Below are 26,116 nucleotides of genomic sequence, written 5' to 3' on the forward strand. Positions count from 1 at the left end.
CGCCTACCCATGATGATTTCCAGCATCGTCAAGCACTGCTACGTTCGGTTTGCCCGGCAACTGTGACCGTGCATACCTCGACGCACAACAAACCTGGGGAAGAGAACATGAGCATCGCACGTTACAGCCTGATCGCCGCCGCCGTGCTGTCGATCACCGCCTGCGGCAAGCAGCCGACTCAGCAGGCCGAGAGCGAACCGGCATCGGCCGCCGCCGTCGCGCCGTCGGATGGCGGCGACACGGTCAAGCTCGGGCATGCCGCACCGCTGACCGGCAACATCGCCCACCTCGGCAAGGACAACGAGTACGGCGTGAAGATGGCGATCGACGAAATCAACGAAGCCGGCGGCGCCGAGATCGGCGGCAAGAAGATCAAGTTCGAACTGGTCTCCGAGGATGACCAGGCCGACCCGAAGACCGCGACCACCGTCGCCCAGCGCTTCGTCGACCAGAAGGTCGTCGGCGTCGTCGGCCACCTGAATTCGGGCACGACGATTCCGGCGTCGAAGATCTACTCGGATGCCGGCCTCCCGCAGGTGTCGCCGTCGGCCACCGCCGTCGCCTACACCGCGCAGGGCTTCAAGACCACGTTCCGCGTGATGGCCAACGATGCGCAGCAGGGCAAGGTGCTCGGCGAATACGCCGTCACCAAGCTCGGCGCCAAGAAGGTCGCGATCGTCGACGACCGCACCGCCTACGGCCAGGGTCTGGCCGACGAGTTCGAGAAGGCCGCCAAGGCCTCGGGCGCCGAGGTGGTGAAGCGCGAGTTCACCACCAACCAGGAAACCGACTTCAACGCGATCCTGACCAGCATCAAGGGCGCCAAGCCGGACCTGATCTTCTACGGCGGCATGGACGCGCAGGCCGCACCGATGAAGAAGCAGGCCAAGAAGCTCGGCATCAGCGCCAAGGTGATGGGCGGCGACGGCACGCAAACGCCGGAGTTCATCAAGCTCTCGGGCAGCGACTCGGACGGCATGATCTCGTCGAGCCCGGGCATGCCGAAGGAACAGATGCCGGGTGGCCAGGCCTTCCTCGACAAGTTCAAGGCCAAGTTCGGCACCGAAGTCCAGCTGTATGCGCCGTACTGCTACGACTCGGTCAAGGTGCTGGTCGAGGCGATGAAGAAAGCCGGCTCGACCGAACCGGCCAAGTACCTGCCGGAATTGTCGAAGATCGAATATCAGGGCGTCACCGGCAACGTGTCGTTCGACGACAAGGGCGACCTGAAGAACGGCCCGATCACCATCTACCAGGTGAAGAGCGGCAAGTGGGAAGTACTGGAAGTAGCGGGCGGCGCGGCCAAGTAAGCGCCTCCCCCGACAAGGCGGCGTCCGCGGACGCCGCTTTTTTATTGGCGGCGACGCAACACCTGTTGACGTCGCGGCCGGCCGGCGACGCGCAACGCGGGCAGACTGACTAAGGTGGTAGCAGCATTCATCGAGACCGCCATGCCGCCATTCGATTCAGCAATGACACCGTCGGAGGCCCTTGCCCGGCTGCATTTCGCCGATGAAACCCAGCTGGTCCGGCGTCTGCTGCCGCTGGCAAGGCTGTCTACCGACGAAGACACGCTGCTGCAGCGCTATGCACCGCTGATCACCGAACAGCTGCGGGTGCAGCGGCGCAGCGGCGGCGGGATCGACGCACTGCTCGCGGGGTTTCCGCTCGACAGCGACGCCGGCCGGGTGCTGCTGACGCTGGCCGAAGCGCTGCCGCGCATTCCCGATACGGCAACGGCCGACCGGCTGATCGCCGAGCTGCTCCATGATGCGGACTGGCGGCGGCCGATCCAGTCACAATCGGCCTGGCTCAGGCTGGCGCGCTGGACGCTCGGGCACGCCCGGCACTGGAGCGAAAGCGATACGACCGAGCCGCTGGTCCGCTTCGGACTGCGTGCGGCGCTGCGCGAGCTCGGCCGGCACGTCGTGATCGCCGAAGACATCGACACCGCGCTGGCACGGCGGCGCGCCGGGTTCGACTACTCGTTCGACATGCTTGGCGAAGCCGCACAGACGCAGGCCGACGCCGAGCGCTACGAAGCCGCCTACCGGCAGGCCCTGCTGGCCGTCGGCGCCAGCGCCCACGGCGCCGGCATCTCGATCAAGCTGTCGGCGCTGCACCCCCGCTACGAGCCGCGCCAGGCCGGGCATGTCCACGAGGAGTTGTGGCCGCGCCTGCTGGGTCTGACGCAACTGGCCCGCCAGCTCGACATCCCGATCACGATCGACGCCGAGGAAAGCGATCGCATGGCGCTGACGCTGTCGCTGTTCGAGCGCTTGCTCGCCACACCGGTGCTGGCGGACTGGGACGGCCTGGGTATTGCCGTGCAGGCCTACCAGAAGCGCGCACTGGCACAGGTGGACTGGCTGGTCGAGCGCGCACGGGCCTATGATCGCCGGATCGCCGTCCGCCTGGTCAAGGGCGCCTACTGGGACGGCGAAATCAAGCAGGCCCAGGTCGAGGGCTGGCCCGATTACCCGGTGTTCACCCGCAAGTCGCACACCGACGTCTGCTATCTGGCCTGCGCGCGCCGGCTGTTCGAAGCCGCCGAGACGGTCTGGCCGCAATTTGCCACCCACAACGCCTACACCGCGCTGGCGATCCACGCAATCGCCGACGGCCGGGATTTCGAATACCAGTGCCTGTACGGCATGGGCGAGGCGTTCTACACGCTGCTGCCCGGTCACGGCCTGCACCATCGTTGCCGGGTCTATGCCCCGGTCGGCGAACATGCACTGCTGCTGCCCTACCTCGTTCGCCGCATGCTCGAGAACGGTGCCAACACTGCCTTCGTCCACCAGTTGCTGGCCGGCGACGAGCCGGCCCCGGCAACCAGCGACCCGCTGGCCGATGCGCTCGCCCATCCCGGCCCGGCGCTGCCGCCGCCCACGGCGCGGGTCGACGGCCTGGCGCATGCGCCGGGCGTCTGCTGGGCCGACCGCGACGCGGTGCAGTCGCTGCAAACGCGGCTGGCCGCGCCCGTCGACGATACGTTCACCGCGGCGCCAACCCATCAGGCCCCGAGCGCGACCCGCAGCGGCCGGCCGATCTTCAACCCTGCCCGGCCGGACACCGTGCTCGGCCACGCGGTCGACGCCGGCGAAGCCGATGTCGATCTGGCGCTGCGCCGGGCGCTCGCCATCGCGCCGGTCTGGGCGCAGACCCCGGTCGCCGAACGCGCCGACTGGCTCGACCGGATCGCCGGGTGCCTGACCGCGCAGCGCGACCCGCTGCTCCAGCGTCTGGTGGCCGAAGCCGGCAAGACGCTGCCCGACGCACTCGGCGAATGGCGCGAGGCGGTCGACCTGTGCCGCTACTATGCCGCCACCGCCCGCCACGACTGGGCCGGCCATGCGCCGGTGCCGCTGGGGCCCGTTGCCGCCATCAGCCCGTGGCACTTCCCGCTGGCGATCTTCGTCGGCCAGATCGCCGCCGCACTCGTCGCCGGCAACCCGGTGATCGCCAAACCGGCCGAAGAGACGCCGCTGATCGCGGCCTTCGTCGTCGACCTCTGCCATGCGGCCGGGCTGGACCGGGACGTGCTGCAGCTGCTGCCCGGGAACGGCCGGGTCGGTGCACTTCTCGCCGCCGACCCGCGCGTCGCCGGCGTGCTGTTCACCGGCTCGCTCGAGACCGCCCGCGCCATCCATCGCAATCTGGCCAGACACGAAACACTGCGGCCCCTGGTTGCCGAAACCGGCGGCATCAACGCGCTGATCGCCGATACCTCGGCCCAGCCCGAGCAGCTGATTCGCGACGTGCTGGCCGGCGCGTTCAACAGTGCCGGGCAACGCCGTTCGGCGCTGCGGCTGCTCTGTCTGCCCGAAGCCACCGGCCCTGCGCTGCTCGCCAGGCTGCGGGCGGCGATGGCCGAGCTGCGGCTTGGCGACCCCGCCACGCTTGCCACCGACCTGGGCCCGCTGATTTCGGCCGCCGCCACCGGGCATGTCCATGCCGCCACCGCCGCACTGCACCGCGCCGGCTACCCTGCATACCAGACCGGCCGGCTCGAACAAGTGGCCTCCACCGCCTTCGCAGCGCCGACGCTGATCGAGATCGACCGTCCCGATGCCTTGCCCGGCGAGATCTTCGGCCCGGTACTCGCGGTACTCCAGTACGGTCCGGCAGCGCTGCCGGCGCTGCTGGGCAACCTCGACGCGCTCGACGCCGGTCTGACGCTGGCCGTCCACAGCCGCAGCCCGGGCTTTGTCGACACGGTGCTCGGGCAGGTGCAGGCCGGCAATGTCTACGTCAACCGTCACCAGATCGGCGCAGTCGTCGGCTCGCAGCCGTTCGGCGGCCAGCGGCGAAGCGGCACCGGGCCCAAGGCGGGCGGACCATGGCTGACGTGGCGGCTCACCCAGGGCGGTGACCCCTGCCGTACCGGCGTCATCGACGCCGGTACGCTCGTGCTGGCAGAGCGGCTGCGCGAACTGGCGCGCGGCTGTGCCGCCGACGAGGCCGCCGCGCTGATCGCCCTGATCGACGACTGCGCCGCGCGCAGCCCCGTAGGCCGGACCCGCGCACTGCCCGGGCCGACCGGCGAGCGCAACACGCTGGGCTACCGGCCACGCGGGCTCATCGCCTGCCACGCACGCACCGTTGCGGCCCGGCGGCAACAGCTGGTTGCGGTCGTACTGACCGGCAACACCGCGGTCCTGGCCGAATCGGCCGAGCTGCTCGCCTGGCGGGCGGCGCTCGGCGAACGCTGCCGTCTGGTGGCCGATCCCCTCGCACTGCCGATCGCCGCCTGCCTGTGCGCCGCGCAGCCAACTGTCGCATTCAAGCAGCACCTGGCCGAACGCAGCGGTGCCATCGTCGACGTCGTCATGCCAACGGCAAGCGGGCGCTACCCGCTCTACCGGCTTGTCAGCGAGCAGGCAGTTTCGGTGAATACCACGGCGACCGGCGGCAACGCGGATTTGCTCGCGGCCGCAGAATGAAACCATCGTTTGAATCGACGCCGGAGCACGCGACTGACGGGTCCGTCAGCGCACGCCGAAGCGCGATGCCAGCGTACTTGCGGGAGATTGTGCAAGTAAGGGAAAGCCGCAGGTATTGACGGCTTGACGCGCCCATGTAAGTTTCCACCACCAACTGCTACGGTAATAATCACGTAGAACTGCACCGCTCGGCCTGTCCGGTCACAAACCGCCCAGGCCCGGTGACAGCCGCGTCCCACCGGATACGGCCGGGGCCAGGATCGCCAGATCCGCTGCCCGCCCAGGCTGCAACTTGCACACATCGAGGACACTACGGTGGACATTTTCCTGCAACAACTCATCAACGGCCTTGTCGTCGGCAGCATTTATGCGCTGATCGCACTGGGCTACACCATGGTGTACGGCATCATGCAGCTGATCAATTTCGCCCACGGCGAAATCGTCATGATCGGCGCTATGGTCACGATCACCTGCATCAACATGCTCGTCGGCGCCGGCGTCGACCTGCCCGGGCCGCTGCTGCTGCTCGCCGGCCTTTTGATGGCGATTCCGGTATCGATGCTGCTCGGCTTCACGATCGAGCGGGTCGCCTACCGGCCGCTGCGCCGCGCACCGCGGCTGGCGCCGCTGATCACCGCGATCGGCGTGTCGATCGTGCTGCAACAGGCGGCGATGCTGATCTGGGGCCGCAACTACCGCCCCTTCCCGCAGATCCTGCCGACGACGGTGCACGACTTCTTCGGCGCGGCAATCACCGACCTGCAGATCGTCATCGTCGTCCTGTCGCTGGTGCTGATGGCCGGGCTGTTCTGGCTGATCGAGCGCACCAAGCTGGGCCGGGCGATGCGGGCGACCGCGCAGAATCCGGACGTCGCCGGGCTGATGGGCGTCAACATCAATACGGTGATCTCGATGACCTTCATCATCGGCTCGTCGCTCGGCGCCGTCGCCGGCGTGATGGTCGCCGCCAACTACGATCAGGCCCACGCCTACATGGGCTTCATGATCGGCCTGAAGGCGTTTACCGCGGCGGTGCTCGGCGGCATCGGCAACCTCGGCGGCGCGGTCGTTGGCGGCCTCCTGCTCGGCATCATCGAGAGCCTGGGTTCGGGCTACCTCGGCGATCTGACCGGCGGCTTCCTCGGCAGCCACTACAAGGACATCTTCGCCTTCGTCGTGCTGATCGCGGTGCTGGTGTTCCGTCCGTCCGGCCTCTTGGGCGAACGCGTCGCAGAACGCGCTTGAGTACAGGGAGAACACGATGAATTCCAAAACCCAGATCATTGTCTACGCCGCGCTCGCCGTGGTGCTGGCGGTGCTGCCGTGGGCGGTGACCGGCGGCTTCGAGAACGGCAAGTCGTGGCTGCGCGCGGTCGACTTCGCGCTGCTCTACATCATGCTCGCGCTCGGGCTCAACATCGTCGTCGGCTTCGCCGGCCTGCTCGACCTCGGCTACATCGCCTTCTACGCAGTCGGCGCCTATTCGTTCGCGCTGCTCAACTCGCCGCATCTGGCGGAAGTACTGCCGGCCTGGCTGATGAACCCGCCGCTGCTGGTCATGCTGCTGATCGCCGCCTGCGTCGCCGGCGTGTTCGGCGTGTTGCTCGGTACGCCGACGCTGAAATTGCGCGGCGACTATCTGGCGATCGTGACGCTCGGATTCGGCGAGATCATCCGCATCTTCCTGAACAACCTCGATCGCCCGGTCAACATCACCAACGGACCGCAAGGCATCAACCACATCGCCAAGGTCAACATCGCCGGCTACGACCTCGGTCGGCCGATCGAATGGCTGGGGCTGCGCTTCGAAACCGTCCATCTCTACTACTACCTGATCCTGGCGTTCTGCTGCCTGATCATCTTCGTCACCCTGCGCCTGCAGCGCTCGCGCATCGGCCGCGCCTGGGTGGCGATCCGCGAGGACGAAATCGCCGCCAACGCGATGGGCATCAATACCCGCAACGTCAAGCTGCTGGCCTTCGCCATGGGTGCGAGCTTCGGCGGCGTATCGGGCGCGCTGTTCGCGAGCTTCCAGGGCTTCGTTTCGCCCGAGTCGTTCGTGCTGATGGAGTCGATCATGGTGCTGTGCATGGTCGTGCTCGGCGGCATGGGCCACATTCCGGGCGTGATCCTCGGCGCGATTCTGGTGTCGATCACGCCGGAAGTGCTGCGCGACGTGATCAACCCGCTGCAGTCGGCGGTGTTCGGCAAGCGCGTCTTCGACCCGGAAAACCTGCGCATGCTGATCTTCGGCCTGGCGATGATCATCATCATGCTGCTGCGCCCCGAAGGGCTGTGGCCGTCCAAGCGCCGCGCCCGCGAGTTCCACGAGCATGACGAGGAGGCCAAGGCATGAGCGAGCCGCTGCTGAAAATCGAAGGCATCCACAAGCGTTTCGGCGGGCTGCATGCGCTGAACGACGTCGCGCTGTCGATCAACCCCGGCGAAATCTACGGGCTGATCGGCCCCAACGGCGCCGGCAAGACCACGCTGTTCAACGTGCTCACCGGGCTCTACCAGCCCGACGAAGGCAGCTTCACCTTCGCCGGCCGCAACCTGTTCCGCCAGAAGCCGTACGTCGTGGTCGAATCGGGCATCGCCCGGACCTTCCAGAACATCCGGCTGTTCGCCAACATGACCGCGCTCGAGAACGTCATGGTCGGCCAGCACGTCCGCACCGCCGCCGGCGTGTTCGGTGCGGTGTTCCGCGGCCCGAAGGCGCGTGCCGAGGAAGCGGCAATTGCGCAAAAGGCGCAGGAGCTGCTCGACTACGTCGGCATCGGCAAGCGGCATGACGAGTTGGCCCGCAACCTCAGCTACGGCGACCAGCGCCGGCTCGAGATCGCCCGTGCGCTGGCAACGAAGCCGACGCTGCTGGCGCTCGACGAGCCGGCCGCCGGGATGAACCCCAAGGAGACCGACCAGCTCAAGGCGCTGATGGAGAAGATCCGCGGCGATGGCGTCACCATCCTGCTGATCGAGCACGACGTGAAGCTGATGATGGGCCTGTGCGACCGGATCGCCGTGCTCGACTACGGCAAGAAGATCGCCGAAGGCATCCCCGAACAAGTGAAGAACGACCCGCGCGTGATCGAGGCCTACCTCGGCGTCGCCCCGGAATAAGAGAAACAGCCATGAACCCGCTTCTCGACATCAAGGACCTCAAGGTCGCTTATGGCGGCATCCACGCCGTCAAGGGCATCGACCTCAACATCAACAAGGGCGAGCTCGTCGCGCTGATCGGCGCCAACGGCGCCGGCAAGAGCACCACGCTGAAGACGCTGGTCGGCATGGTCAGGCCGGCTTCCGGCGAGATCCGCTTCGACGGCAAGCCGACCGCCAAACTCGCGCCGTACGACTACGTCGGCCGCGGGCTGGTGCTGGTGCCCGAAGGCCGCGGCATCTTCGGCCGGCTCACGGTCGAGGAAAACCTGCAGATGGGCGCCTACGTGCGCAACGACAAGGCCGAGATCGCCAGCGACATCGACCGCGTCTTCGGCCTGTTCCCGCGCCTGAAGGAACGCCGCGCCCAGCTGGCCGGCACGCTCTCGGGCGGCGAGCAGCAGATGGTGGCGATCGGCCGGGCGATGATGAGCCGGCCCAAGCTGCTGCTGCTCGACGAACCGTCGATGGGGCTGGCGCCGATCATCGTGCAGAAGATCTTCGAGATCATCCGGATGATCGCCGCCGAGGGCGTGACGATGCTGCTGGTCGAGCAGAACGCCAAGCTGGCACTGCAGACCGCCGACCGCGGCTACGTGATGGAATCGGGCCGGATCACGCTCGCCGACAGCGCGGCCAACCTGCTTGCCAACGAGAAGATCCAGCAAGCGTATCTGGGCGAGTAAACTCGCTCTGCCTTGCCACCACGGGCCGCGCGATGCGGCCCTTTTTCTTGAGCCGACCATGTCTACCGCCGCCTTTGTCGCCAAAGCCGTACTGTCCGCGCTGCTGCTGCCGCCCACGAACGGGCTGGTCCTGATCGTCGCCGGCGCCTGCTGGCTGCGCCGCCGGCCGTGGCTGGGGCGCGGACTGATCGGCACCGGCGTGCTGCTGATCTATGCCTTGTCGACGCCGCTCGTCGCCAATGCGCTGATGCGCGCGCTCGAGCCGGCGCCGCTGGCCCCTGCGGCACTGAAGCAGGCCGACGCCATCGTCTGCCTCGGCGGCGGCAAGCGCTTCGGCGCGTATGACGAACCGGGCGGCGAGGCGGTCAACAATGCCACGCTGGTCCGGCTCCGCTACTGCGCGCGCCTGGCCAGACAGAGCGGGCTGCCGCTGCTGGTTTCCGGCGGTGCACCGGTGGGCGGCGTCCCCGAAGCAATGCTGATGGCCCGGGTGCTGAACGACGAGTTCGGCGTCCCGGTCCGCTGGGTCGAATCCGCGTCGGACGACACGCTCGACAACGCCCGGCTGAGCGCGCGGATGCTGCTGCCGCAGCACCGGCGCATCGTGCTGGTCAGCCAGGCCTGGCATTTGCCGCGCGCTGCGCCGGCCTTCGCCGCCGCCGGCTTCGCCGTCACGCCGGCCGGCACCGACTATGCCAACCGAGAGCCATTCGGCCCGCTGTCGCTGCTGCCCAAGGATCGTGCGCTCTACGCCAGCAGCGTCGCGCTGCGCGAGCTCGTGGGGCTGGTTTGGTACAGCATCGGGCGCGGCTGAACGGCGAGCGCCTCGAACGGGCATACAATCTGCCCAGCCCTGAAGCCACAGGGATGAGGAGAGGAGACAACAATGATCAAGCCCCTGTCGGTGCTCGCGGCACTGGCCCTGCTGACCGGCTGCGAACCCGCGCCGGTCGCGCCGAAAGTCGCCAGCCCGGTCGCCGAAGCACCGGCCGCCCAGCCGGCTAATACGACGGAAGCCCGTCACGCCAACCCGCTGCTGAACGTGCCGCCCGACGTATTCATGACCGTGATCGGCGATTGCGGCGACAAGCTGTTCGGCAGCAAGCCGGACGCGTCCGCGACTCAGGACTGCATGGCGGCAATCCGCGCCGCAGCCAGCCAGGCCGGGCTTGGCGACATCAGCGACATCCAGCTGGCCGACCCGTACATCGGCGAACGCTGGCGCAGCGAAATCGCCAGGCACTGACGAAAAAAAAACCCCGCCAAAGCGGGGTTTTCTGCTGCTGGCGAGGCTTATTGCACCTTGGCCTTCGAGACGAGGTCCTCGACATACTTCTGGACCTTCTGGCCCTGCATCTCGCGCTGCAGTTCCGGCTTCACTTCCTCGAAGCTCGGGCCCTTGGCATCGCGGGTGTCGTCGAGCTTGATGATGTGGAAGCCGAACTGGGTCTTCACCGGGGCCTGGGTGATCTGGCCCTTGGAGAGCTTGGTCATCGCGCCCGAGAATTCCGGCACGAAGCTGTTCGGGTTCGCCCAGCCCAGATCGCCGCCCTTCTCCGCGCTGCCCTTGTCGAGCGAGTTCTTCTTCGCCAGCTCGGCGAAGTTCGCGCCCTTCTTCAGCTGGGCGATGATCGCGGTCGCCTGCGCCTGATCCTTCACCAGGATGTGGCGAGCGTGGAACTCCTTGCCGCTGAAGTTGGCCTTGATCTTGTCGTACTCTTTCTTGAGTTCGGCGTCGGAAATCGGGTTGGCCTTGACGTAGTCGCTCACCAGCGCGCCAACGAGAATCTGCTGACGGGCCATGTCGATACGGGTCTGCACGTCCGCGTTCTTGTCATAGCCCTTCTTCTGCGCTTCCTGGTACATCGCTTCGTTGCGGACCAGGTCTTCCTTGATCTTGGCGCGCAGTTCCGGCGAGTCCTTCTGGCCGCGCTCGGTCACCTGCTTGACGAAGAAGTCCATGCGGCTGTCGGGAATGGCCACGCCATTGACAGTGGCCACATTGCCGGCGAAGGCGACACTCACGGCCAGGCCGAGCGACAGTGCAATCAGTTTGGGTTGGCGCATCGAAAACATCCTTTGTGATGGTTCGTGATGGTGAAGTTGGTGATGATGCTTAATTGCTTTTATTTCAAAGCTCATCCGGCGTCAGCGCCTTGAGGCTGAGCGCGTGGATACGGTGCGGCATCAGATCGCCGAGCAGCGCGTACACCTTGCGGTGGCGCGCGAGCGAATTGAGGCCGGTAAACTGTTCGGAGACGATCAGGACATCGAAATGGCCGCCGCCCGCGGCGGCACCGGCGTGGCCGGCGTGCGCGGCGCTGTCGTCGTGAATGTCGATCGCCTCGGGTGCCAGTACGGCAAGCCGGGCGCGAATCTCGTCTGCAAGTGTGGCGGTCATCAGCACGTCAGGGTAACACGTACTTGAACGGCTTGACGACGACCGACACATAGACGCCGGCCGCCCGGTACGGGTCGGCGTCGGCCCAGTCTTGCGCCGCGGCCAGCGATTCGAATTCGGCGACGATCAGGCTGCCGGAGAACCCTGCCGGCCCCGGATCGGCGACGTCGATCGCCGGAAACGGCCCGGCCAGCACGAGCCGGCCGTCGTTCTTCAGCGCTTCGAGCCGTGCCAGATGCGCCGGCCGTGCCGCCAGCCGGTCGGCCAGGCTGTCGGCCTTGTCGGTCGCGATGATTGCGTACAGTGCCATCGGGATTACTCCTTGCCCTGTTCCGGCGCCGCCTCGTCGAGGTAGCGGCTCAGTACCAGCCCCTGTCCGAGCACGAACAGCAGCGTCAGGCCCAGCGTGCCGAAGAGCTTGAACTTGACCCAGATGTCTTCGCTGAAGTGGAAGGCCACGGCCAGGTTCAGCACGCCCATCGCGGTAAAGAACGCCGCCCAGGCCAGGTTGACCCTGTCCCACACCGGTTGCGGCAGCTGCAACTGCTGGCCCATCAGCTTCTGCATCAGGTTCTGCCCGCGCAGCCACCTGGCGCCGAGCAGCACGATGGCGAACACCCAGTAGAGGGCCGTCGGTTTCCAGAAAATGAAGGTTTTGTCATGCAGCAGCAGCGTTGCGCCGCCGAGTATCGCGACCAGACCGAAGCTCAGCCACAGTGTCGGCTCGACCTTGCGCCAGCGGAACCATGAATAGACTACCTGCGCGCCGGTCGTCACGATGGCGACCGCGGTCGCGGTGAACAGATCGTGGGTGATCGAGTAGGTGCCGAAGAACAGCAGGATCGGGAACAGGTCGAAGAAGAACTTCATTGGCATGCCACTGGCTGCAGAATGCGGCATTATGCAGCGGCGACTTCGGCAAAAACAAGCCAAAATCTACCCCGCCGGGCCGGGAACTTCCTGCCGTCGGGCGAAAAAAAAGCGCCGCGGGAAGGCGGCGCTCAAATACCACTGGAGATACACGAAGCATCAGCTTGCGAAACCAATAGTGCGCCACCGGTACGGCAGGCGCCTTGATCGCGGTCAAGTTTGCATTCGGCGCCCCGAAATGAAAAAACCGGATCGCGTCGGCGATCCGGTTTTCGGCATGAGGTGGCGAGCCCGACCCCCGGCACTGGCATCAAAAGCTGTGGCTGCTTCCTTCCGGACCTGACCAGGTTCACCTTCTAGCCATGCGGGGAGACCCGCCATAGAGAGAGCGACTATACCACGCCGCCGACCGCGAGGGAATCCGCCTCGCCGCACTCGCCGACCCAGCCGGTGACGAAGGCGCGCCCTTGTTCTGCCAGACCCGGCAGCAGCAGCACCGCGTGCAGCTTGGCCAACGCAGCCTCGGGCGTCATCATGCCGCCGTCGATCAGCCCGCCGTCGGCCGACGCCGCATACAGCCCGGGGCGGGTGCGCCCCCTGGGGCAAAGCGTCAGATTGACGACCGGTATCCTTGCCGCCAGCCCGGCCAGCACCCGGCGCAGCCCGGCGTCGTCGGGCAGGTTGCCGCTGCCGAAGCTCTGCAGCAGCAGTGCGTCGGGCGGATCGCGTTCGAGCGCACTCGCCAGCCAGGCCGGCGTGCAGCCCGGCGCCAGTTGCACGTGCAGCACCCGGGCCGTCGGGTCGAACGGCATCACCGCCGCCATCGCACCGGGCACCTGCAGGCGCGCTGCATCGAGCGCCCAGCGCCCGTCCGACCACGCGCCCAGCGGCGCCTCGTTCGGTGCGGCAAAAGCATCGTCATGATCGCAATCGAGCTTGCGCACCCGGCAGCCGCGCCACAATCGGCCCGCCATGACGACGCCGACCTCGGCGAACGGCGAATCCGCGCGAAGCAGCGCCAGCGCCGCGGCGACATTGTCCGGCGCGTCGCTGCCCGGCTCGAACCACGGCCGCATCGCCCCGGTCAGCACCACCGGCTTGCCGAGCCCTCGCAGTTGCAAGGCCAGCGCCGACGCGGTCCACGCCAGCGTATCGGTGCCGTGCAGGACCAGGAATCCGTCGAACGCGTCCCGGTGTGCAGCAATGTCGGCGGCGATCCGGTTCCAGTGCGCCGGGCCCATCGCACTGGAGTCGAGCAGCGGCTCGTATTCGACGAGCTTCGCATCGGTCGCCAGCGCCTGCAGCGGCCCTGCCAGCGCGCCGGCCTCCGGCGCCAGACCGCCCGGGCCGGGCCGCATGCCGATGGTGCCGCCAGCGTAAATGACCAAGATAGGCATGTTGACCTCGTCCCGAAGCGGGTGCTGTGGTTAAAATTGCGTTTTGCTTTCGATCTGCAGCCATGACCATCGTCGACAACCGCAAGGCGTTTCACGACTACTTCATTGAAGAACGCTACGAAGCCGGACTCGTGCTCGAGGGCTGGGAAGTCAAGTCGGTCCGGGCTGGCCGGGTGCAGCTGAAGGAATCCTACGTCAGCTATATCAAGGGCGACTTCTGGCTGCTCGGCGCGCACATCTCGCCGCTGTCGACCGCGTCGACCCACGTCCTGCCGGACCCGACCCGCATCCGCAAACTGCTGCTCAAGGCCAGCGAGATCGAGAAGCTGTCGGTCAAGGTCGAGCGCGCCGGCTATACCGTCGCCGCGCTGAACATGCACTTCACCCGCGGGCGGATCAAGCTCGAGATCGGTCTCGCCAAGGGCAAGAAGCAGCACGACAAACGCGAAACCGAGAAAGAGCGCGAATGGCTGCGCGAGAAGCAGCGGCTGCTGCGCGCCAAGTAAACCAAGTTGAAACCGGACGGCCCGCTCTGCGGGCCGTTTGCATCAGCGCGCCTTGTCGCCGATGCGGCTTTCCTTGCCGGACAGCAGGCCGCGGATGTTCTGGTGATGCCGTGCGATCAGCAGCACGGCAATGAAACCGACCGAATACCAGTACGCCGGCTCCGGCATCCACCACCACGCCAGCAGCGGCGCGATCAGTGCGGCAAGCAAGGCTGCCAGCGATGAAATCTTGAAGCCCTTGGCGACGACCAGCCATACCGCCAGCACGACCAGACCGACGCGCCAATCCAGCGCCAGCAGGATGCCCGCCGCAGTCGCAACGCCCTTTCCGCCCTGGAAACGGAAGAACACCGGCCACATGTGGCCGAGCGCGACGGCCACCGCCGCCAGTGCGATCGCCGTATCGCCAAGCCCCAGCACCGGCGCGGCACGCTGCGCCAGCCAGACTGCCAGCCAGCCCTTGAGCGCATCGCCGGCCAGCGTCAGTGCAGCGGCCTTCCTGTTGCCGCTGCGCAGCACATTGGTCGCCCCTGGATTGCCCGAACCGTAGCTGCGCGGATCGGCCAGCCCCATCAGGCGGGAAACGATCACGGCAAACGACAGCGAACCGATCAGATAGGCAGCAAGGACAAGCATTAGCGAGGACATGGGCAATCCACTACAATCGCGGGCTTGGCATTGTAAGGCATTGCGGGGCGCGCGCGCCAAACGCCGCACACCACACGATATGGACATCATCTTTCTTCACGGCGTTCGCGCCCAAACGCTGATCGGCTGGTACGACTGGGAGCGTCACGCACCGCAGGACGTCCTGCTCGATCTGGACATCGGCCTGCCGTCCGCCCGTGCCAGCGTCTCCGACGACCTGGTCGACACGATCGACTATGACCTCGTCACCCAGACCCTGCGCAGCGAGCTCGCCAGCCAGCACTTCCAGCTGCTCGAGGCACTGGCCGAACATATCGCCCACCTGCTGCTCGGCCGCTTCGGCGCGCCCTGGGTCCGGGTGTCGGTCACCAAGCCCGGCATCCTGAAGGACGTCGCCCGCGTCGGCGTGACGATCGAGCGCGGCCACCGCAGCTAAAACGCATCAGCTTTTTGCCGAAACTGTCATGCCGTATTGAACTTGTCCGGTATCATCCCCACTAAGAGTGGCAATAGTTCACAAACCCACGACCACAAAGGGATACCGGTATATGACAACCCGGCCGATGCACCAGCACCTGCTGCTGGGCCTTCTGACGATTTCGCTGTTCGCAAGCCCGCTCGCCGAGGCCAAGCGCCTGGGCGGCAGCCGTTCCACCGGCATGCAGCGGAGTACCGCACCCAAACAGGCGCCGCAGGCGCCCATGCAACAAGCTGCGCCTGCCCCCGCGCAGACGCCGGCCCAGCAACCTGCCCGCAGCGGCGTCGGTACCGCGCTGGCCGGTGCAGCCGTTGGCGCCGCCGGCGGCTACATGCTCGGCAAGGCGCTCAACGCATCCGGCTCGGCCGAGTCGGAAAGCGGCGGCTTCCCCTGGGGCTGGATCCTGTTGCTTGGCGGTCTCACCGCCGCCGGCGTGATGTACATGCGTCGCCGCAACCGCGCCGCCCCCAGTTACGGCCCGGTACCGGCCGCCGCAGGTGGCGCAGCCAACTGGAAAGCCCAGCAGCCGGCACCGACGGATCGCGTTTTCCGCATCGGTGAAGGCATGGGTGCAACGGCACCGGTGCAGGCCATCACCCGCCTGCCCGACGGCACCGAAAGCGCCGCCTTCCTGCGCCAGGCCCGTGCCAGCTTCCTGCACATGCAGGCGCTGAACAGCCCAGAGCAACTTGAGGAGCTGCGCAACTACCTGACGCCGCAGATGTTCGACACGCTGCAGGCCGAGATCGGCAGCAACCAGGATCTGGCCGAGTTCCCGGAGCTGCAGGTCGAGTTGATCGACACCGGCGATGACAACGGCCAGCTGGTTGCCAGCGCACGCTTCTCCGGCAAGGTCAGCGAATCGCTCGGCGCGCCGGCCGTACCGTTTGCCGAAGTCTGGCACTTCGTCAAACTCAAGCCGAACGATCCGCGCTGGGTGCTTGCAGGCATTCAGCAGGTGAACTGAGTCCCGGCATACGACGTAATTGGCATATGTCAACGCGAAATCGGTCGATTTCGCTTACAATCAGGATCAATCACCCCGATACCCGTTGACAATGCCAATTTCATCGCGACTCGCCCTACTGTTATTGCTGCTGCCATTAACGGCCTGTGACCAAGTCACGGGCCTTTTGAATAAACAGCAGGACAACGGCAAGGCGATCGGCGCGGCATGCCGGCACAGCGGGCGGGCACTGGAAGATTGCTACCTTCGCAATCCAAGAGTCGCCAAGGCCGACATTTATGCGGGCTGGAAGGAAATGAACGAGTACATGCTCGCCAAGAAAATGGATACCGTCCCCGCCCCGACGGATTCAACCGATCAGCCGCCGGCAGAACACGCCAGCGGCGTCGCATCGGTGCCACACAACGGCGCCAGTGCAGCCAATACCAACAATTAAAAAGCCATCCAACAGAATAGGGCTTCAAGGACATCTACCTTATGGAACACTCGCTGAAAACTTTTCTGGCCCAGTTGCCGATTTTCGAAGACTTCTCCGACTCCGACCTCGACATCGTCTTCAACGCCGCGGTCAAACGCCAGCTCCCCAAGGGCACCTTCCTGTTCCGCGAAGGTGATCCGGGCGAAGCGATGTACGTGCTGGTCGAAGGGCGGACCCGTTCGTTCACCAGCGACAACCAGGGCAAGGAGTTCGTCTTCACCATCGGCGAACCCGGCGACGTGTTCGGCGAGATCTCGATGCTCGACGAAGAGCCGCGCTCGTGGTCGACCCAGACCGAGGAAGACTCGACCTTCCTGATGTTCACCAAGCAGGACTTCCGCACCGCGATCGACACCTACCCGCAGCTGAAGGACAAGCTGATCCTCAACCTCGCGCGGATGATCCGCCAGCTGTCGACGACGATGAAGAACCTCGCGCTGCTCGACGTCTACGGCCGCGTGCGCGCGCTGTTCGAGACCATGATCGTCGAAATCGACGACGTCACGATGATCTCCGAACCGCTGACCCAGCAGGCGATCGCCGACCGCGTCGGCTCGTCGCGGGAAATGATCGCGCGCATCCTCAAGGAGCTGGTGTTCGGCGGCTACGTGCGGCTCGAGAACAAGCGCATCATCATCCTGCAGAAGCTGCCAGAGCGCTTCTGACCCCCCCCGAGCGGGCAAGCAGGAAGCCGGCCGCGCGCCGGCTTTTTTCATGCCGATCGCCGGCAAACGCCCGCCGGGTATAATCGGCCTTTTGCTACCCGTCGTCGCCATGACCGAACTGGACCACGCCGTTGCGCTGCTGCGCGAGGGCGAGCTTGTCGCCATCCCGACCGAAACGGTCTACGGCCTTGCCGCCGACGCAGCCAATCCGGCGGCCGTCGCGAAGATTTTTGCCCTCAAGGGCCGGCCGAGCGACCACCCGCTGATCGTTCATATTGCAGGTACGGCGCAGCTCGACGACTGGGCGACCAACATCCCCGCCGACGCACGCCGCCTCGCCGACGCGTTCTGGCCGGGACCGCTGACGCTGATCCTCAAACGCCAGCCCCACGTGCCCGACGCCGTCACCGGCGGCCAGGATACCGTCGGCCTGCGCGCACCGGCGCACCCGCTGGCGCACGCGCTGCTCGAACAGTTCGGCGGCGGCCTCGCCGCGCCGTCGGCCAACCGCTTCGGCCACGTCAGCCCGACCACCGCGCAGCACGTGCGCGACGAATTCGGCGATGCCTGCCCGCTGGTGCTCGACGGCGGCGCCAGCCCGGTCGGCGTCGAGTCGACCATCGTCAGCCTCGTCGACGACACCCCCAAGCTGCTGCGCCCCGGTGGCGTCCCCCGCGAGGCGATCGAAGCGGTGCTTGGCCGCAAGCTCGAGCACCACCAGAGCAACAAGACGGCGAAAATCCGTGCCTCCGGCCTGCTCGACTCGCATTACGCCCCGCGGACCCCGCTGATCCTCGGCCCACTGCCCAGCCTGCTCGACGAAGCCGCCCGGCGCCTCGCCGCCGGCGAACGCGTACTGCTGCTGCACCGGAGCGCCATCGGCACACCTACCTCAGGTATCGCGCACCAGCAACTCGCCCCGGATGCCGCGCACTTCGCCCGCGAACTCTACGCGCTGCTGCGCCGCCATGACCGCCAGCACGACGTACTGCTGATGGAAGCGCCACCGCAGTCGCCCGAGTGGCTGGCGGTCAACGACCGGCTCAAGCGCGCAGCAACCACGCGGCTGGATTGACGCCGACTGTCGGTGATTCGCCGACGCCGGCCGGCAGCTTACAAGTAATCATTGCCCTGTATTGACAGGGATCTTTATCATGTCTTCGTCCCCCCAAGAAGGGACGGGAGGAAGACATGAAAAGAATCCAGGGGTTCACCCTGATCGAACTGATGATCACGATCGCGATCATCGGCATCCTCGCGGCCATCGCCCTGCCCAGTTATCAGGATTACGTGCGCAAGAGCCGGCGTAGCGACGGGCATGCAATGGCACTCAAGATCGGCCAGCAGGAAGAGAAGTGGCGCGCCAATAATCCGGCCTACAGCAAGGATTTCTCCACACTGAACTTGAGTGCGACGGCCGGCACGCTGACGCTGGCCAGCGAGAACGGCCATTACACGATGTCGGTTCACGCTAATAATGACGCGAGTTGCAGCGGCGACCTTGCCACCGATGGCAACAGAAGCACCGCCTACTGCATCAAAGCCGTCGCACAGGGACGGCAGTCGGCCGATACCACCTGTGCGACGATGTACTACAAGATTCAGAACGGCAATACCAGCACTACGCCGGCAGCCTGCTGGAGCAGGTGATGGTCACCTTGCACATACAACGCGGATTTACGCTGATCGAATTGATGGCGACCGTGGCCGTATTAGGTATTCTGCTGGCAATCGGCATACCTTCCTTTACCGATTTGTTGAACAGAAAGCGACTTGAATCCGTCGGCAACAACACGCTATCACTGATTGCCTACGCCAAATCGGAAGCGCTGAAGCGCAACGTCGATGTCACCCTGCTGATGACGCGAACCAGCGCCAGCGACTGGCGCATCCGTGCCGCCCTTCCCGCTCCCGCGGCCGATGCCGACGGGATTTGCGATGCCGATACGCCTTGCGACTTGCGCACCATGGCCGCGGCAGAGGTGCCGAGTGTGCAGCTCGCAGAGTTGAGCACACAGTTCAACAACACCGTTCTCGACCCGATTCGCTTACTGCCTGCATTTCCGGACGGTACGAGCACAGCACGGGGATTGACCTATGAGATCGGCCGTTATCAGCTCCGTGCCGAAATGACCATCACCGGCTTGACCCGCCTTTGCATACCTGAGGGCAAACCCGGCTTTGGCGGGTATCCGGCATGCTGATCCGAATGCGCCGACAGTCGGGCTTGTCATTAATCGAGCTTATGATTGCGATGGCAATCGGGCTGCTACTGCTCGGTGCTGCGGCCGCCATCGGCCTGAACAGCCTGTCCGGCAGCAGGGATGGGCTTCGCAGCATTGTGCTGCAGCAGGAGCTGCAGTCGGTGATGACCATCGTCACCCGAGAATTGCGTCGCGCCGGCTACAACGCGCTGAGCACCGACGATCCGAGTGATACAAGCAGACAGTTCCGCAAGATCTGGTTCGATGCGCCAGCCACGGGCGGTAGCAATGACTATACGTGCGCAGTCTTCCGTTATGACCGCGCCGTCATCCCGCTTGGTGGCGCCGCGCCGACCGGTGCCGGCGTAGTGGTGGCTGGCGAAGTCACAGGGTTCCACTTCGTTCAGACCGACACCGGCACACCGTCACGGAGCAACCGGCTTTTTCTGCTGACTGCCGCCCCCGATATCGGTGTCAGCGACTGCGACGGAAATGGATGGGAAGCACTCAATGATCCGGAACGGCTCAAGATCACCAGATTTACCATCGTGCCCAGTACGATCACCCCCAGCGCAAGCGCTGTGAATCTGGTGCAAAGCGTAACGGTGACGCTGACCGGCCAGGCGGGAAACGGCCCTGAGTCGCGAACGCTGACCGAAACCGTGCAACTCCGAAACCTTCCGGTGCCGCAATAATGGCCGATTACCGCATGCACAGGCAGGCTGGACTGGCGACCTTAGCCGTAACGCTGATTCTGGTATTCATTGCCACCACTGCGGCGCTGTATGCCAACAAGAATGCCTTCGTCTTTCAGAAAAGCTCGGCCAATCACTATCAGCACCTCAAGGCATTTGAGGCGGCAGAGGCCGGTGCAAACGAACTGGCAGCACGGCTCCAGGCTGATGTTGCATTGCTCACGGACAACGTTCCGGGCAATGACGGGAACACAGTGCTACTGCAGAAGGCCGCCAGCAGCGGCGGAGCGAGATGCGCCAACGGTGCGATTGACTCGGCATACATATTCAAAAGCAGTTATTCCAACTACGTTGCCGGCGTATCCCCGGCAAGCGACCGGTACAGATTCGCTGCAGGCAGGTATTTTTCCAACGCACTTCCGCTGCTGACCGCGTCTGCGGGCGTCAATCCGGGTCTGGCCTATCGCGCCCAGGCTTTTCTGGATGGCGGAACGGTTTCCATCGTCAGCGAAGGCTGCGCCGACGATGCCACGGCCACGCCGTCGATCACCGCGCCGGCCTGTGCCAATGACGGCCCCAAAGCGCAGGTCAGGACGCAAATCAAGCTGCCTGCCATGATCAATACCGGCAACAATGCCCTGATCAACAAGGGCTATATGGACATATTCGGTGCAGTCCATGTGGCCCCCGACGCTGGCGCCCCGACGCCCAACTGTGATGTCGTCACCGGCGGAACACTGACTCATACCGGTTCCGCAGGGTATCAGCAGACCAGCGTTCCGGAAATTGCCGGCCTCAGCAGCGACAACTTCTTCAAGATGATATTTGGCGCCGATAAAGCCGCGGTCAAGGCCAATGCTTCGGTCGTCACCCCCACCACTGGCTGCCCCGCCATTGCCGCTGGTACGTCAGTGCTCTGGATAGAAGGAAACTGGACACTCACATCGGGATGTACCCTTTCCACTGGAAATCCGCTGGTCGTCATCGTCAATGGCAATCTGACCCAGAATGGCGGCGAATTGCAGGTCACCGGATTCCTGTATGCCCAGAACGTAAACCGGAACACCCAGATTACGGTCAACGGAGCTGCGGCCTTCGATGGCAACATGGATGGCCTCATCCCCAACGGCCCCGCCGACGGCAACGCGACGCATGCCGCCTATGGCAGTACGGCCATCTACTATAACCCGGACAAATTCAAGGTCGCCCCCCTGACCCAAGGCAGCGGTGTGGCCGGTAGTTGGGTCGATTTCTGATGGGCACTGCGATGTCAAAGCAAAACGGTTTCAGCCTGATCGAGGTACTGATTTCCGCCGTCATCATCGGCGTTGCGGCAATTGTCCTCGCTCGCTTTCAAGGCGAAATGATGCGTGGCACGATGCTGGCCGGCGAACGCAATGAAGCCGTTTTCCTCGCGCAAACGAAGCTGGAAGAGGCACGGCAGGCGATGCTGCAAACGGCTGGCGCGGTCGCGGCCGGCGCGACAACGGTCACCGGGCGCACGACGTCATTTACGGTGACCACCGCCGTAGGAGCTGGTGCAGCGAGCAATCGTGTCCAGGTCACGGTTGCTTGGACCGATGCGCAGAATGCAGGCCAACGCGTCGTCGTCATGAGCAACGTGCCGCATAACGCGGGCGCAGTGGCCGCACCGCCATCCTGACCAATCCGACGGCGGTGCGCGATCTTGTGAAACTTGAAGCGCTCGCCTCGGTCACCACTGGAATGGCTTGGCTTCCTTCCCATGGGCGCCAGCTGTTTTTTTTACTGCGCCGAAGCGCGCTGACGGCACGCCAGGGCGCTGGGAAGAAAAGGTATCTACCGACACATTTCTCGTTTAAGATACCGCCCTTTCCGGGACGTCCAAGGCCGGCAACGTGGGGGGAAGCTCCTCCTTCGCCAGAGGCGCCGCGCCCCATTTACCTCAGCGCCTCAGGCCGGGTAAAGCGCCTCCTCGCCGTCCCGTGCCGCCAGCGCAGCCAGTGCTTACAAGGACACTCGCATGCGTTTCTACTTCCCCGTCGTCATCATCGACGAAGACTTCCGCTCCGAAAACACCAGTGGCTCCGGCATCCGCGAGCTTGCCGCGGCGATCGAGGCCGAGGGCATGGATGTCATCGGCTACACGAGCTACGGCGATCTGACCAGTTTCGCGCAGCAGCAGAGCCGCGCGGCCGGTTTCATCCTGTCGATCGACGACGAGGAGTTCGGCGGCGGCACGCCGCAGGAAACCCAGGACGCGCTGAACAGCCTGCGCACCTTCGTCGCCGAGATCCGCCGCCGCAACCCGGACATTCCGATCTATCTGTACGGCGAGACGCGCACCGCGCGCCACATTCCGAACGACGTGCTGCGCGAGCTGCACGGCTTCATCCACATGCACGAGGACACGCCGGAGTTCGTCGCGCGCCACATCATCCGCGAAGCGAAAAGCTACCTCGACACGCTGGCGCCGCCGTTCTTCCGCGCGCTGACGCACTACGCGCAGGACGGCTCGTACTCGTGGCACTGCCCGGGCCACTCGGGCGGCGTGGCGTTCCTGAAGTCGCCGGTCGGCCAGATGTTCCACCAGTTCTTTGGCGAGAACATGCTGCGCGCCGACGTCTGCAATGCCGTCGACGAACTCGGCCAGTTGCTCGACCACACCGGCCCGGTGGCGGCGAGCGAGCGCAACGCCGCGCGCATCTTCAACTGCGACCACCTGTTCTTCGTCACCAACGGTACCAGCACGTCGAACAAGATCGTCTGGCACAGCACCGTTGCACCGGGCGACATCGTCGTGGTCGACCGCAACTGCCACAAGTCGATCCTGCACGCGATCATGATGACCGGTGCGGTGCCGATCTTCCTGACGCCGACGCGCAACCACTACGGCATCATCGGGCCGATTCCGCGCAGCGAATTCGAGCCGGAAAGCATCCGCAAGAAGATGCTCGCCAACCCGTTCTGCCGCGAGAAGCTCGAAGCCAATCCGGATGTGAAGCCGCGCGTGCTGACGATCACCCAGTCGACCTACGACGGCGTGATGTACAACGTCGAGGAAATCAAGGGTCTGCTCGACGGCGAGATCGAGACGCTGCATTTCGACGAGGCCTGGCTGCCACACGCGGCGTTCCATGACTTCTACGGCGACTACCACGCGATCGGCGAGGGCCGGCCGCGCTGCAAGGATTCGATGGTGTTCTCGACCCAGTCGACGCACAAGCTGCTCGCCGGCCTCTCGCAGGCGTCGCAGATCCTGGTGCAGGACGCCGAGGACAACAAGCTCGACCGCGACATCTTCAACGAGGCGTACCTGATGCATACGTCGACGTCGCCGCAGTACGCGATCATCGCCTCGTGCGACGTCGCCGCGGCGATGATGGAAGCACCGGGCGGTACCGCGCTGGTCGAGGAATCGCTGGCCGAGTCGCTGGAGTTCCGCCGCGCGATGCGCAAGGTCGACGAAGAATACGGCGCAGACTGGTGGTTCAAGGTCTGGGGCCCGGACGACCTGACCGACGAAGGCCTGGACCACCGCGACGCGTGGATGCTCAAGGCCGGCGAAGCGTGGCACGGCTTCGGCGACATTGCCGAAGGCTTCAACATGCTCGACCCGATCAAGGCGACGATCCTGACGCCGGGGCTGAACGTGCACGGCGAGTTCGACGAGAGCGGCATCCCGGCCGCCATCGTCAGCAAGTACCTGGCCGAACACGGCGTGGTGATCGAGAAGACCGGCCTGTACTCGTTCTTCATCCTGTTCACCATCGGCATCACCAAGGGCCGCTGGAACACGATGCTGACCGCGCTGCAGCAGTTCAAGGACGATTACGACAAGAACACGCCGCTGTGGCGCTGCCTGTCGGAATTCGTCCAGCAGTATCCGCAGTACGAGCGCGTCGGCCTGAAGGATCTGTGCCAGCAGATCCATGGCATCTACAAGGCGCGCAACGTCGCGCGGCTGACGACCGAGATGTACCTGTCGGACCTGACCCCTGCGATGAAGCCGGCCAAGGCGTTCAGCAAGATGGCGCACCGCGAGATCCAGCGCGTGCCGATCGACGAACTCGAAGGCCGGATCACCGCGGTGATGTTCACGCCCTACCCGCCGGGCATTCCGCTGCTGGTACCGGGCGAGGTGTTCAACACCACCATCGTCGACTACGTGCGCTTCGTGCGCGAATTCAACGCCCGCTTCCCCGGCTTCGAGACCTACATCCACGGCCTAGTGATCGAGGATGTCGGTGGCGACAAGCGCTACTACGTCGATTGCGTGGTCGAGTAATCTCCGCCCGCGACCAGAAAGCCGCCCTACGGGGCGGCTTTTTCTTGGCCGCTACTTTTGCGACAGGATCCAGTTGGCCAGCTGTTGCGCCTCGGCGTCGGTCACTGCGGCCGGCGGCATGACCATGCTGCCCCAGCTGCCCGAGCCGCCCTTGCGGATCTTCGCCGCCAGTTTCGCCGGCGCCGCCTTGTCGCCGCGATAGCGGTCGGCAACCTGCTTGAAACCGGGGCCGACGATCTTCTGCGTCACGCTGTGGCACGCCATGCAGCTCTTGCTGTTGGCCAGTTGCTGCGGCGTCTGCGACCAGACCGGCGCAGCCGCCAAAAGGGCGAGACAGGCAAGGAGACGGATCGGCATGGCGGGCTTCCGGGGAGAATGAGAAGCGATGACGTTAACACGGCCGCCCGGGTAGCCGGTCGCGCCAGATCAAGGTTTTGTCGCGCCCGCCAGCGACCGTCCCGCGGACGCGGCTGGCGACGGCCGGCCGGCTTGCCTATGTTGGGGCATTCGCCCAGCTGGAGACGACGGGATGAACGCTCCGAGCATGCCTTGTCGGCCAGTCACGGCGGCGGACTGGCTGGATCGCTACCACCGGATTCGCGCCGAAACCGAAGCACTGGCGGCACCGCTGTCACCCGAAGACCAGACCGTCCAGTCGATGCCCGACGCCAGCCCGACCAAATGGCACCGCGCCCACGTCAGCTGGTTCTTCGAACAATTCCTGCTCCAGCCGCATCTCCCCGGCTACCGCTGCTTCGATCCGCGTTACGCCTTCCTGTTCAATTCCTACTATGTCTCGGTCGGCCCGCGCTTCGAGCGTCCGCAGCGCGGGCTGATCACCCGGCCGTCGGCCGGCGAGGTCGGCGACTACCGCACCCATGTCGACCGGGCCATGACCGCGCTGCTCGGTGGCGCATCCGATGCCTTGCTGCACCGGATCGCGCCGGTGCTCGAGCTGGGATTGCAGCACGAGCAGCAACACCAGGAACTGATCTGTACCGACATCCTCCATGCGCTGTCGCACAATCCGCTGTACCCGGCTGCCCGCGAGGGTTGGCGCTGGCCGGTGCCGGCAACGGCCAGTACGGAAGCCATCGCGCTGCGCGCCGGCGCCCATCCGGTCGGTCATCGCGGCGGTGGCTTTGCCTTCGACAACGAAACGCCGCAGCACACGGCCTGGCTGCAGGATGCGGCCGTCGCCGCACAACTCGTCAGCAACGCCGACTGGCTGGCCTTCATCGCCGACGGCGGCTACACCACGCCGGCGCTGTGGCTCTCCGACGGCTGGCCACTCGCGCAGCAATGGCAGGCGCCGCTGTACTGGTGCCGGATCGACGACGTCTGGCACAGCCACACGCTCGGCGGCCTGCGCGAGATCGACCCGTGCTTGCCGGTCTGCCACATCAGTTACTACGAGGCCGACGCCTTTGCCCGCTGGGCCGGCCAGCGCCTGCCGACCGAGGCCGAATGGGAGGCCGCCGAGGCCGGCGGCGCGCTCGGCAATGCCTTCGGCCACGTCTGGCAGTGGACGAGCAGCGCGTATTCACCCTACCCCGGCTACCGGCCGACGACCGGCGCGCTCGGCGAGTACAACGGCAAGTTCATGATCAACCAGCTGGTGCTGCGCGGCAGCTCGTGCGTGACGCCGCGCGGCCACGCACGGCCGAGCTACCGCAACTTCTTCTACCCGCACCAGCGCTGGCAGTTCAGCGGGCTGCGGCTCGCCCGCTGAACAGACTGCCGAAC

The 26,116-nt window shown here is 65.5% G+C and carries 28 protein-coding genes and 1 other RNA gene; 21 read left to right on the forward strand and 8 right to left on the reverse strand.

From position 1 onward, the window contains the following. Window positions 1-107 precede the first annotated feature (107 nt). The 8 genes from BJP62_RS03715 (at window position 108) to BJP62_RS03750 (ending at window position 10,040) form a co-directional block, all read left to right on the forward strand. Entirely contained in the window at window positions 108-1,310 is a 1,203-nt protein-coding gene (locus tag BJP62_RS03715) for a branched-chain amino acid ABC transporter substrate-binding protein (RefSeq protein ID WP_070526680.1), read from the forward strand. A 141-nt stretch (window positions 1,311-1,451) separates the two neighbouring features. Further along, complete coding sequence (gene putA / locus BJP62_RS03720) at window positions 1,452-4,946, forward strand: bifunctional proline dehydrogenase/L-glutamate gamma-semialdehyde dehydrogenase PutA (RefSeq protein WP_070526682.1); 3,495 nt, start codon at window positions 1,452-1,454, stop codon at window positions 4,944-4,946. A gap of 315 nt (window positions 4,947-5,261) precedes the next feature. After that, window positions 5,262-6,191 (forward strand): branched-chain amino acid ABC transporter permease, encoded by a 930-nt coding sequence (locus tag BJP62_RS03725; protein ID WP_070526685.1) that lies wholly within the window; start codon window positions 5,262-5,264, stop codon window positions 6,189-6,191. Between the two features lie 16 nt (window positions 6,192-6,207). Continuing rightward, window positions 6,208-7,302: an ABC transporter ATP-binding protein gene (locus BJP62_RS03730; protein ID WP_070526688.1), complete on the forward strand. Its 1,095-nt coding sequence runs from the start codon at window positions 6,208-6,210 to the stop codon at window positions 7,300-7,302. Further along, entirely contained in the window at window positions 7,299-8,069 is a 771-nt protein-coding gene (locus BJP62_RS03735; protein ID WP_070526690.1) for an ABC transporter ATP-binding protein, read from the forward strand. The genes BJP62_RS03730 and BJP62_RS03735 overlap by 4 nt, the downstream gene beginning before the upstream one ends. Window positions 8,070-8,080: 11 nt before the next feature. Beyond that, window positions 8,081-8,794 carry an ABC transporter ATP-binding protein gene (locus tag BJP62_RS03740; RefSeq protein ID WP_070526693.1) on the forward strand — a complete coding sequence of 238 codons (714 nt, stop codon included), beginning with the start codon at window positions 8,081-8,083 and terminating at the stop codon, window positions 8,792-8,794. Window positions 8,795-8,852: 58 nt separating this feature from the next. After that, a complete protein-coding gene (locus BJP62_RS03745) occupies window positions 8,853-9,608 on the forward strand; it encodes a YdcF family protein (RefSeq protein WP_070526696.1) in 756 nt (251 codons plus the stop codon). A 72-nt stretch (window positions 9,609-9,680) separates the two neighbouring features. Beyond that, complete coding sequence (locus BJP62_RS03750; protein ID WP_070526698.1) at window positions 9,681-10,040, forward strand: hypothetical protein; 360 nt, start codon at window positions 9,681-9,683, stop codon at window positions 10,038-10,040. A 47-nt stretch (window positions 10,041-10,087) separates the two neighbouring features. Here BJP62_RS03750 and BJP62_RS03755 read toward each other — a convergent pair whose 3' ends face one another. The 6 genes from BJP62_RS03755 to BJP62_RS19210 all read right to left on the reverse strand — a co-directional run bounded on the left by BJP62_RS03755 (window position 10,088) and on the right by BJP62_RS19210 (window position 13,462). Further along, window positions 10,088-10,861 carry a peptidylprolyl isomerase gene (locus tag BJP62_RS03755; RefSeq protein ID WP_083300682.1) on the reverse strand — a complete coding sequence of 258 codons (774 nt, stop codon included), beginning with the start codon at window positions 10,859-10,861 and terminating at the stop codon, window positions 10,088-10,090. A 64-nt stretch (window positions 10,862-10,925) separates the two neighbouring features. Beyond that, window positions 10,926-11,195: a BolA family transcriptional regulator gene (locus tag BJP62_RS03760; RefSeq protein WP_070532257.1), complete on the reverse strand. Its 270-nt coding sequence runs from the start codon at window positions 11,193-11,195 to the stop codon at window positions 10,926-10,928. 7 nt (window positions 11,196-11,202) lie between these two features. Beyond that, window positions 11,203-11,505, reverse strand: coding sequence for a YciI family protein (locus BJP62_RS03765; protein ID WP_070526704.1), 303 nt, complete (start codon window positions 11,503-11,505; stop codon window positions 11,203-11,205). 5 nt (window positions 11,506-11,510) lie between these two features. Further along, window positions 11,511-12,065, reverse strand: a complete 555-nt coding sequence (locus BJP62_RS03770; protein WP_070526707.1) for a septation protein A — start codon at window positions 12,063-12,065, stop codon at window positions 11,511-11,513. A gap of 281 nt (window positions 12,066-12,346) precedes the next feature. Then, window positions 12,347-12,444, reverse strand: an RNA gene (ffs, locus tag BJP62_RS03775) — signal recognition particle sRNA small type. Between the two features lie 13 nt (window positions 12,445-12,457). After that, entirely contained in the window at window positions 12,458-13,462 is a 1,005-nt protein-coding gene (locus BJP62_RS19210; RefSeq protein ID WP_070526710.1) for an asparaginase, read from the reverse strand. Between the two features lie 62 nt (window positions 13,463-13,524). Here BJP62_RS19210 and smpB point away from each other — a divergent pair, with 62 nt between their 5' ends. After that, window positions 13,525-13,968, forward strand: a complete 444-nt coding sequence (gene smpB, locus BJP62_RS03785; RefSeq protein WP_070526713.1) for an SsrA-binding protein SmpB — start codon at window positions 13,525-13,527, stop codon at window positions 13,966-13,968. A gap of 42 nt (window positions 13,969-14,010) precedes the next feature. On the opposite strand, the gene plsY is transcribed toward smpB, so the two are convergent. After that, a complete protein-coding gene (plsY, locus tag BJP62_RS03790) occupies window positions 14,011-14,616 on the reverse strand; it encodes a glycerol-3-phosphate 1-O-acyltransferase PlsY (RefSeq protein ID WP_070526716.1) in 606 nt (201 codons plus the stop codon). A 79-nt stretch (window positions 14,617-14,695) separates the two neighbouring features. Here plsY and BJP62_RS03795 point away from each other — a divergent pair, with 79 nt between their 5' ends. The 11 genes from BJP62_RS03795 (at window position 14,696) to BJP62_RS03840 (ending at window position 24,370) form a co-directional block, all read left to right on the forward strand. Next, on the forward strand, window positions 14,696-15,052 hold the full coding sequence (locus tag BJP62_RS03795; protein ID WP_070526718.1) for a dihydroneopterin aldolase: 357 nt from the start codon (window positions 14,696-14,698) through the stop codon (window positions 15,050-15,052). A 112-nt stretch (window positions 15,053-15,164) separates the two neighbouring features. Further along, window positions 15,165-16,061 (forward strand): Tim44 domain-containing protein, encoded by an 897-nt coding sequence (locus BJP62_RS03800; RefSeq protein ID WP_145927088.1) that lies wholly within the window; start codon window positions 15,165-15,167, stop codon window positions 16,059-16,061. Window positions 16,062-16,152: 91 nt separating this feature from the next. After that, window positions 16,153-16,497, forward strand: coding sequence for a hypothetical protein (locus BJP62_RS18255; protein ID WP_145927089.1), 345 nt, complete (start codon window positions 16,153-16,155; stop codon window positions 16,495-16,497). A gap of 41 nt (window positions 16,498-16,538) precedes the next feature. Then, complete coding sequence (locus BJP62_RS03805; protein WP_070526721.1) at window positions 16,539-17,204, forward strand: Crp/Fnr family transcriptional regulator; 666 nt, start codon at window positions 16,539-16,541, stop codon at window positions 17,202-17,204. A 109-nt stretch (window positions 17,205-17,313) separates the two neighbouring features. Continuing rightward, on the forward strand, window positions 17,314-18,279 hold the full coding sequence (locus BJP62_RS03810; RefSeq protein WP_070532263.1) for an L-threonylcarbamoyladenylate synthase: 966 nt from the start codon (window positions 17,314-17,316) through the stop codon (window positions 18,277-18,279). Between the two features lie 116 nt (window positions 18,280-18,395). Beyond that, window positions 18,396-18,854, forward strand: a complete 459-nt coding sequence (locus tag BJP62_RS18945; RefSeq protein WP_070526724.1) for a type IV pilin protein — start codon at window positions 18,396-18,398, stop codon at window positions 18,852-18,854. Next, complete coding sequence (locus BJP62_RS03820) at window positions 18,854-19,408, forward strand: Tfp pilus assembly protein FimT/FimU (RefSeq protein ID WP_070526727.1); 555 nt, start codon at window positions 18,854-18,856, stop codon at window positions 19,406-19,408. The genes BJP62_RS18945 and BJP62_RS03820 overlap by 1 nt, the downstream gene beginning before the upstream one ends. Beyond that, window positions 19,402-20,103: a prepilin-type N-terminal cleavage/methylation domain-containing protein gene (locus BJP62_RS03825; RefSeq protein ID WP_070526730.1), complete on the forward strand. Its 702-nt coding sequence runs from the start codon at window positions 19,402-19,404 to the stop codon at window positions 20,101-20,103. The genes BJP62_RS03820 and BJP62_RS03825 overlap by 7 nt, the downstream gene beginning before the upstream one ends. After that, on the forward strand, window positions 20,103-21,359 hold the full coding sequence (locus tag BJP62_RS03830; protein ID WP_070526733.1) for a pilus assembly PilX N-terminal domain-containing protein: 1,257 nt from the start codon (window positions 20,103-20,105) through the stop codon (window positions 21,357-21,359). The genes BJP62_RS03825 and BJP62_RS03830 overlap by 1 nt, the downstream gene beginning before the upstream one ends. 11 nt (window positions 21,360-21,370) lie before the next feature. Beyond that, window positions 21,371-21,766 carry a prepilin-type N-terminal cleavage/methylation domain-containing protein gene (locus BJP62_RS03835; RefSeq protein WP_168163783.1) on the forward strand — a complete coding sequence of 132 codons (396 nt, stop codon included), beginning with the start codon at window positions 21,371-21,373 and terminating at the stop codon, window positions 21,764-21,766. Window positions 21,767-22,105: 339 nt separating this feature from the next. After that, the gene (locus BJP62_RS03840; protein ID WP_070526738.1) at window positions 22,106-24,370 is read left to right on the forward strand and encodes an arginine/lysine/ornithine decarboxylase; all 2,265 of its coding nucleotides are present in this window, start codon (window positions 22,106-22,108) and stop codon (window positions 24,368-24,370) included. Window positions 24,371-24,421: 51 nt separating this feature from the next. Here BJP62_RS03840 and BJP62_RS03845 read toward each other — a convergent pair whose 3' ends face one another. Beyond that, window positions 24,422-24,727 (reverse strand): c-type cytochrome, encoded by a 306-nt coding sequence (locus BJP62_RS03845; protein ID WP_070526740.1) that lies wholly within the window; start codon window positions 24,725-24,727, stop codon window positions 24,422-24,424. 172 nt (window positions 24,728-24,899) lie between these two features. On the opposite strand from BJP62_RS03845, the gene egtB reads away from it, so the two are divergent. Then, window positions 24,900-26,102 (forward strand): ergothioneine biosynthesis protein EgtB, encoded by a 1,203-nt coding sequence (gene egtB / locus BJP62_RS03850; RefSeq protein WP_070526743.1) that lies wholly within the window; start codon window positions 24,900-24,902, stop codon window positions 26,100-26,102. Window positions 26,103-26,116 lie beyond the last annotated feature (14 nt).

The sequence above is a fragment of the Jeongeupia sp. USM3 genome (assembly GCF_001808185.1).
In the GTDB taxonomy this organism is placed as follows: Bacteria; Pseudomonadota; Gammaproteobacteria; order Burkholderiales; family Chitinibacteraceae; genus Jeongeupia.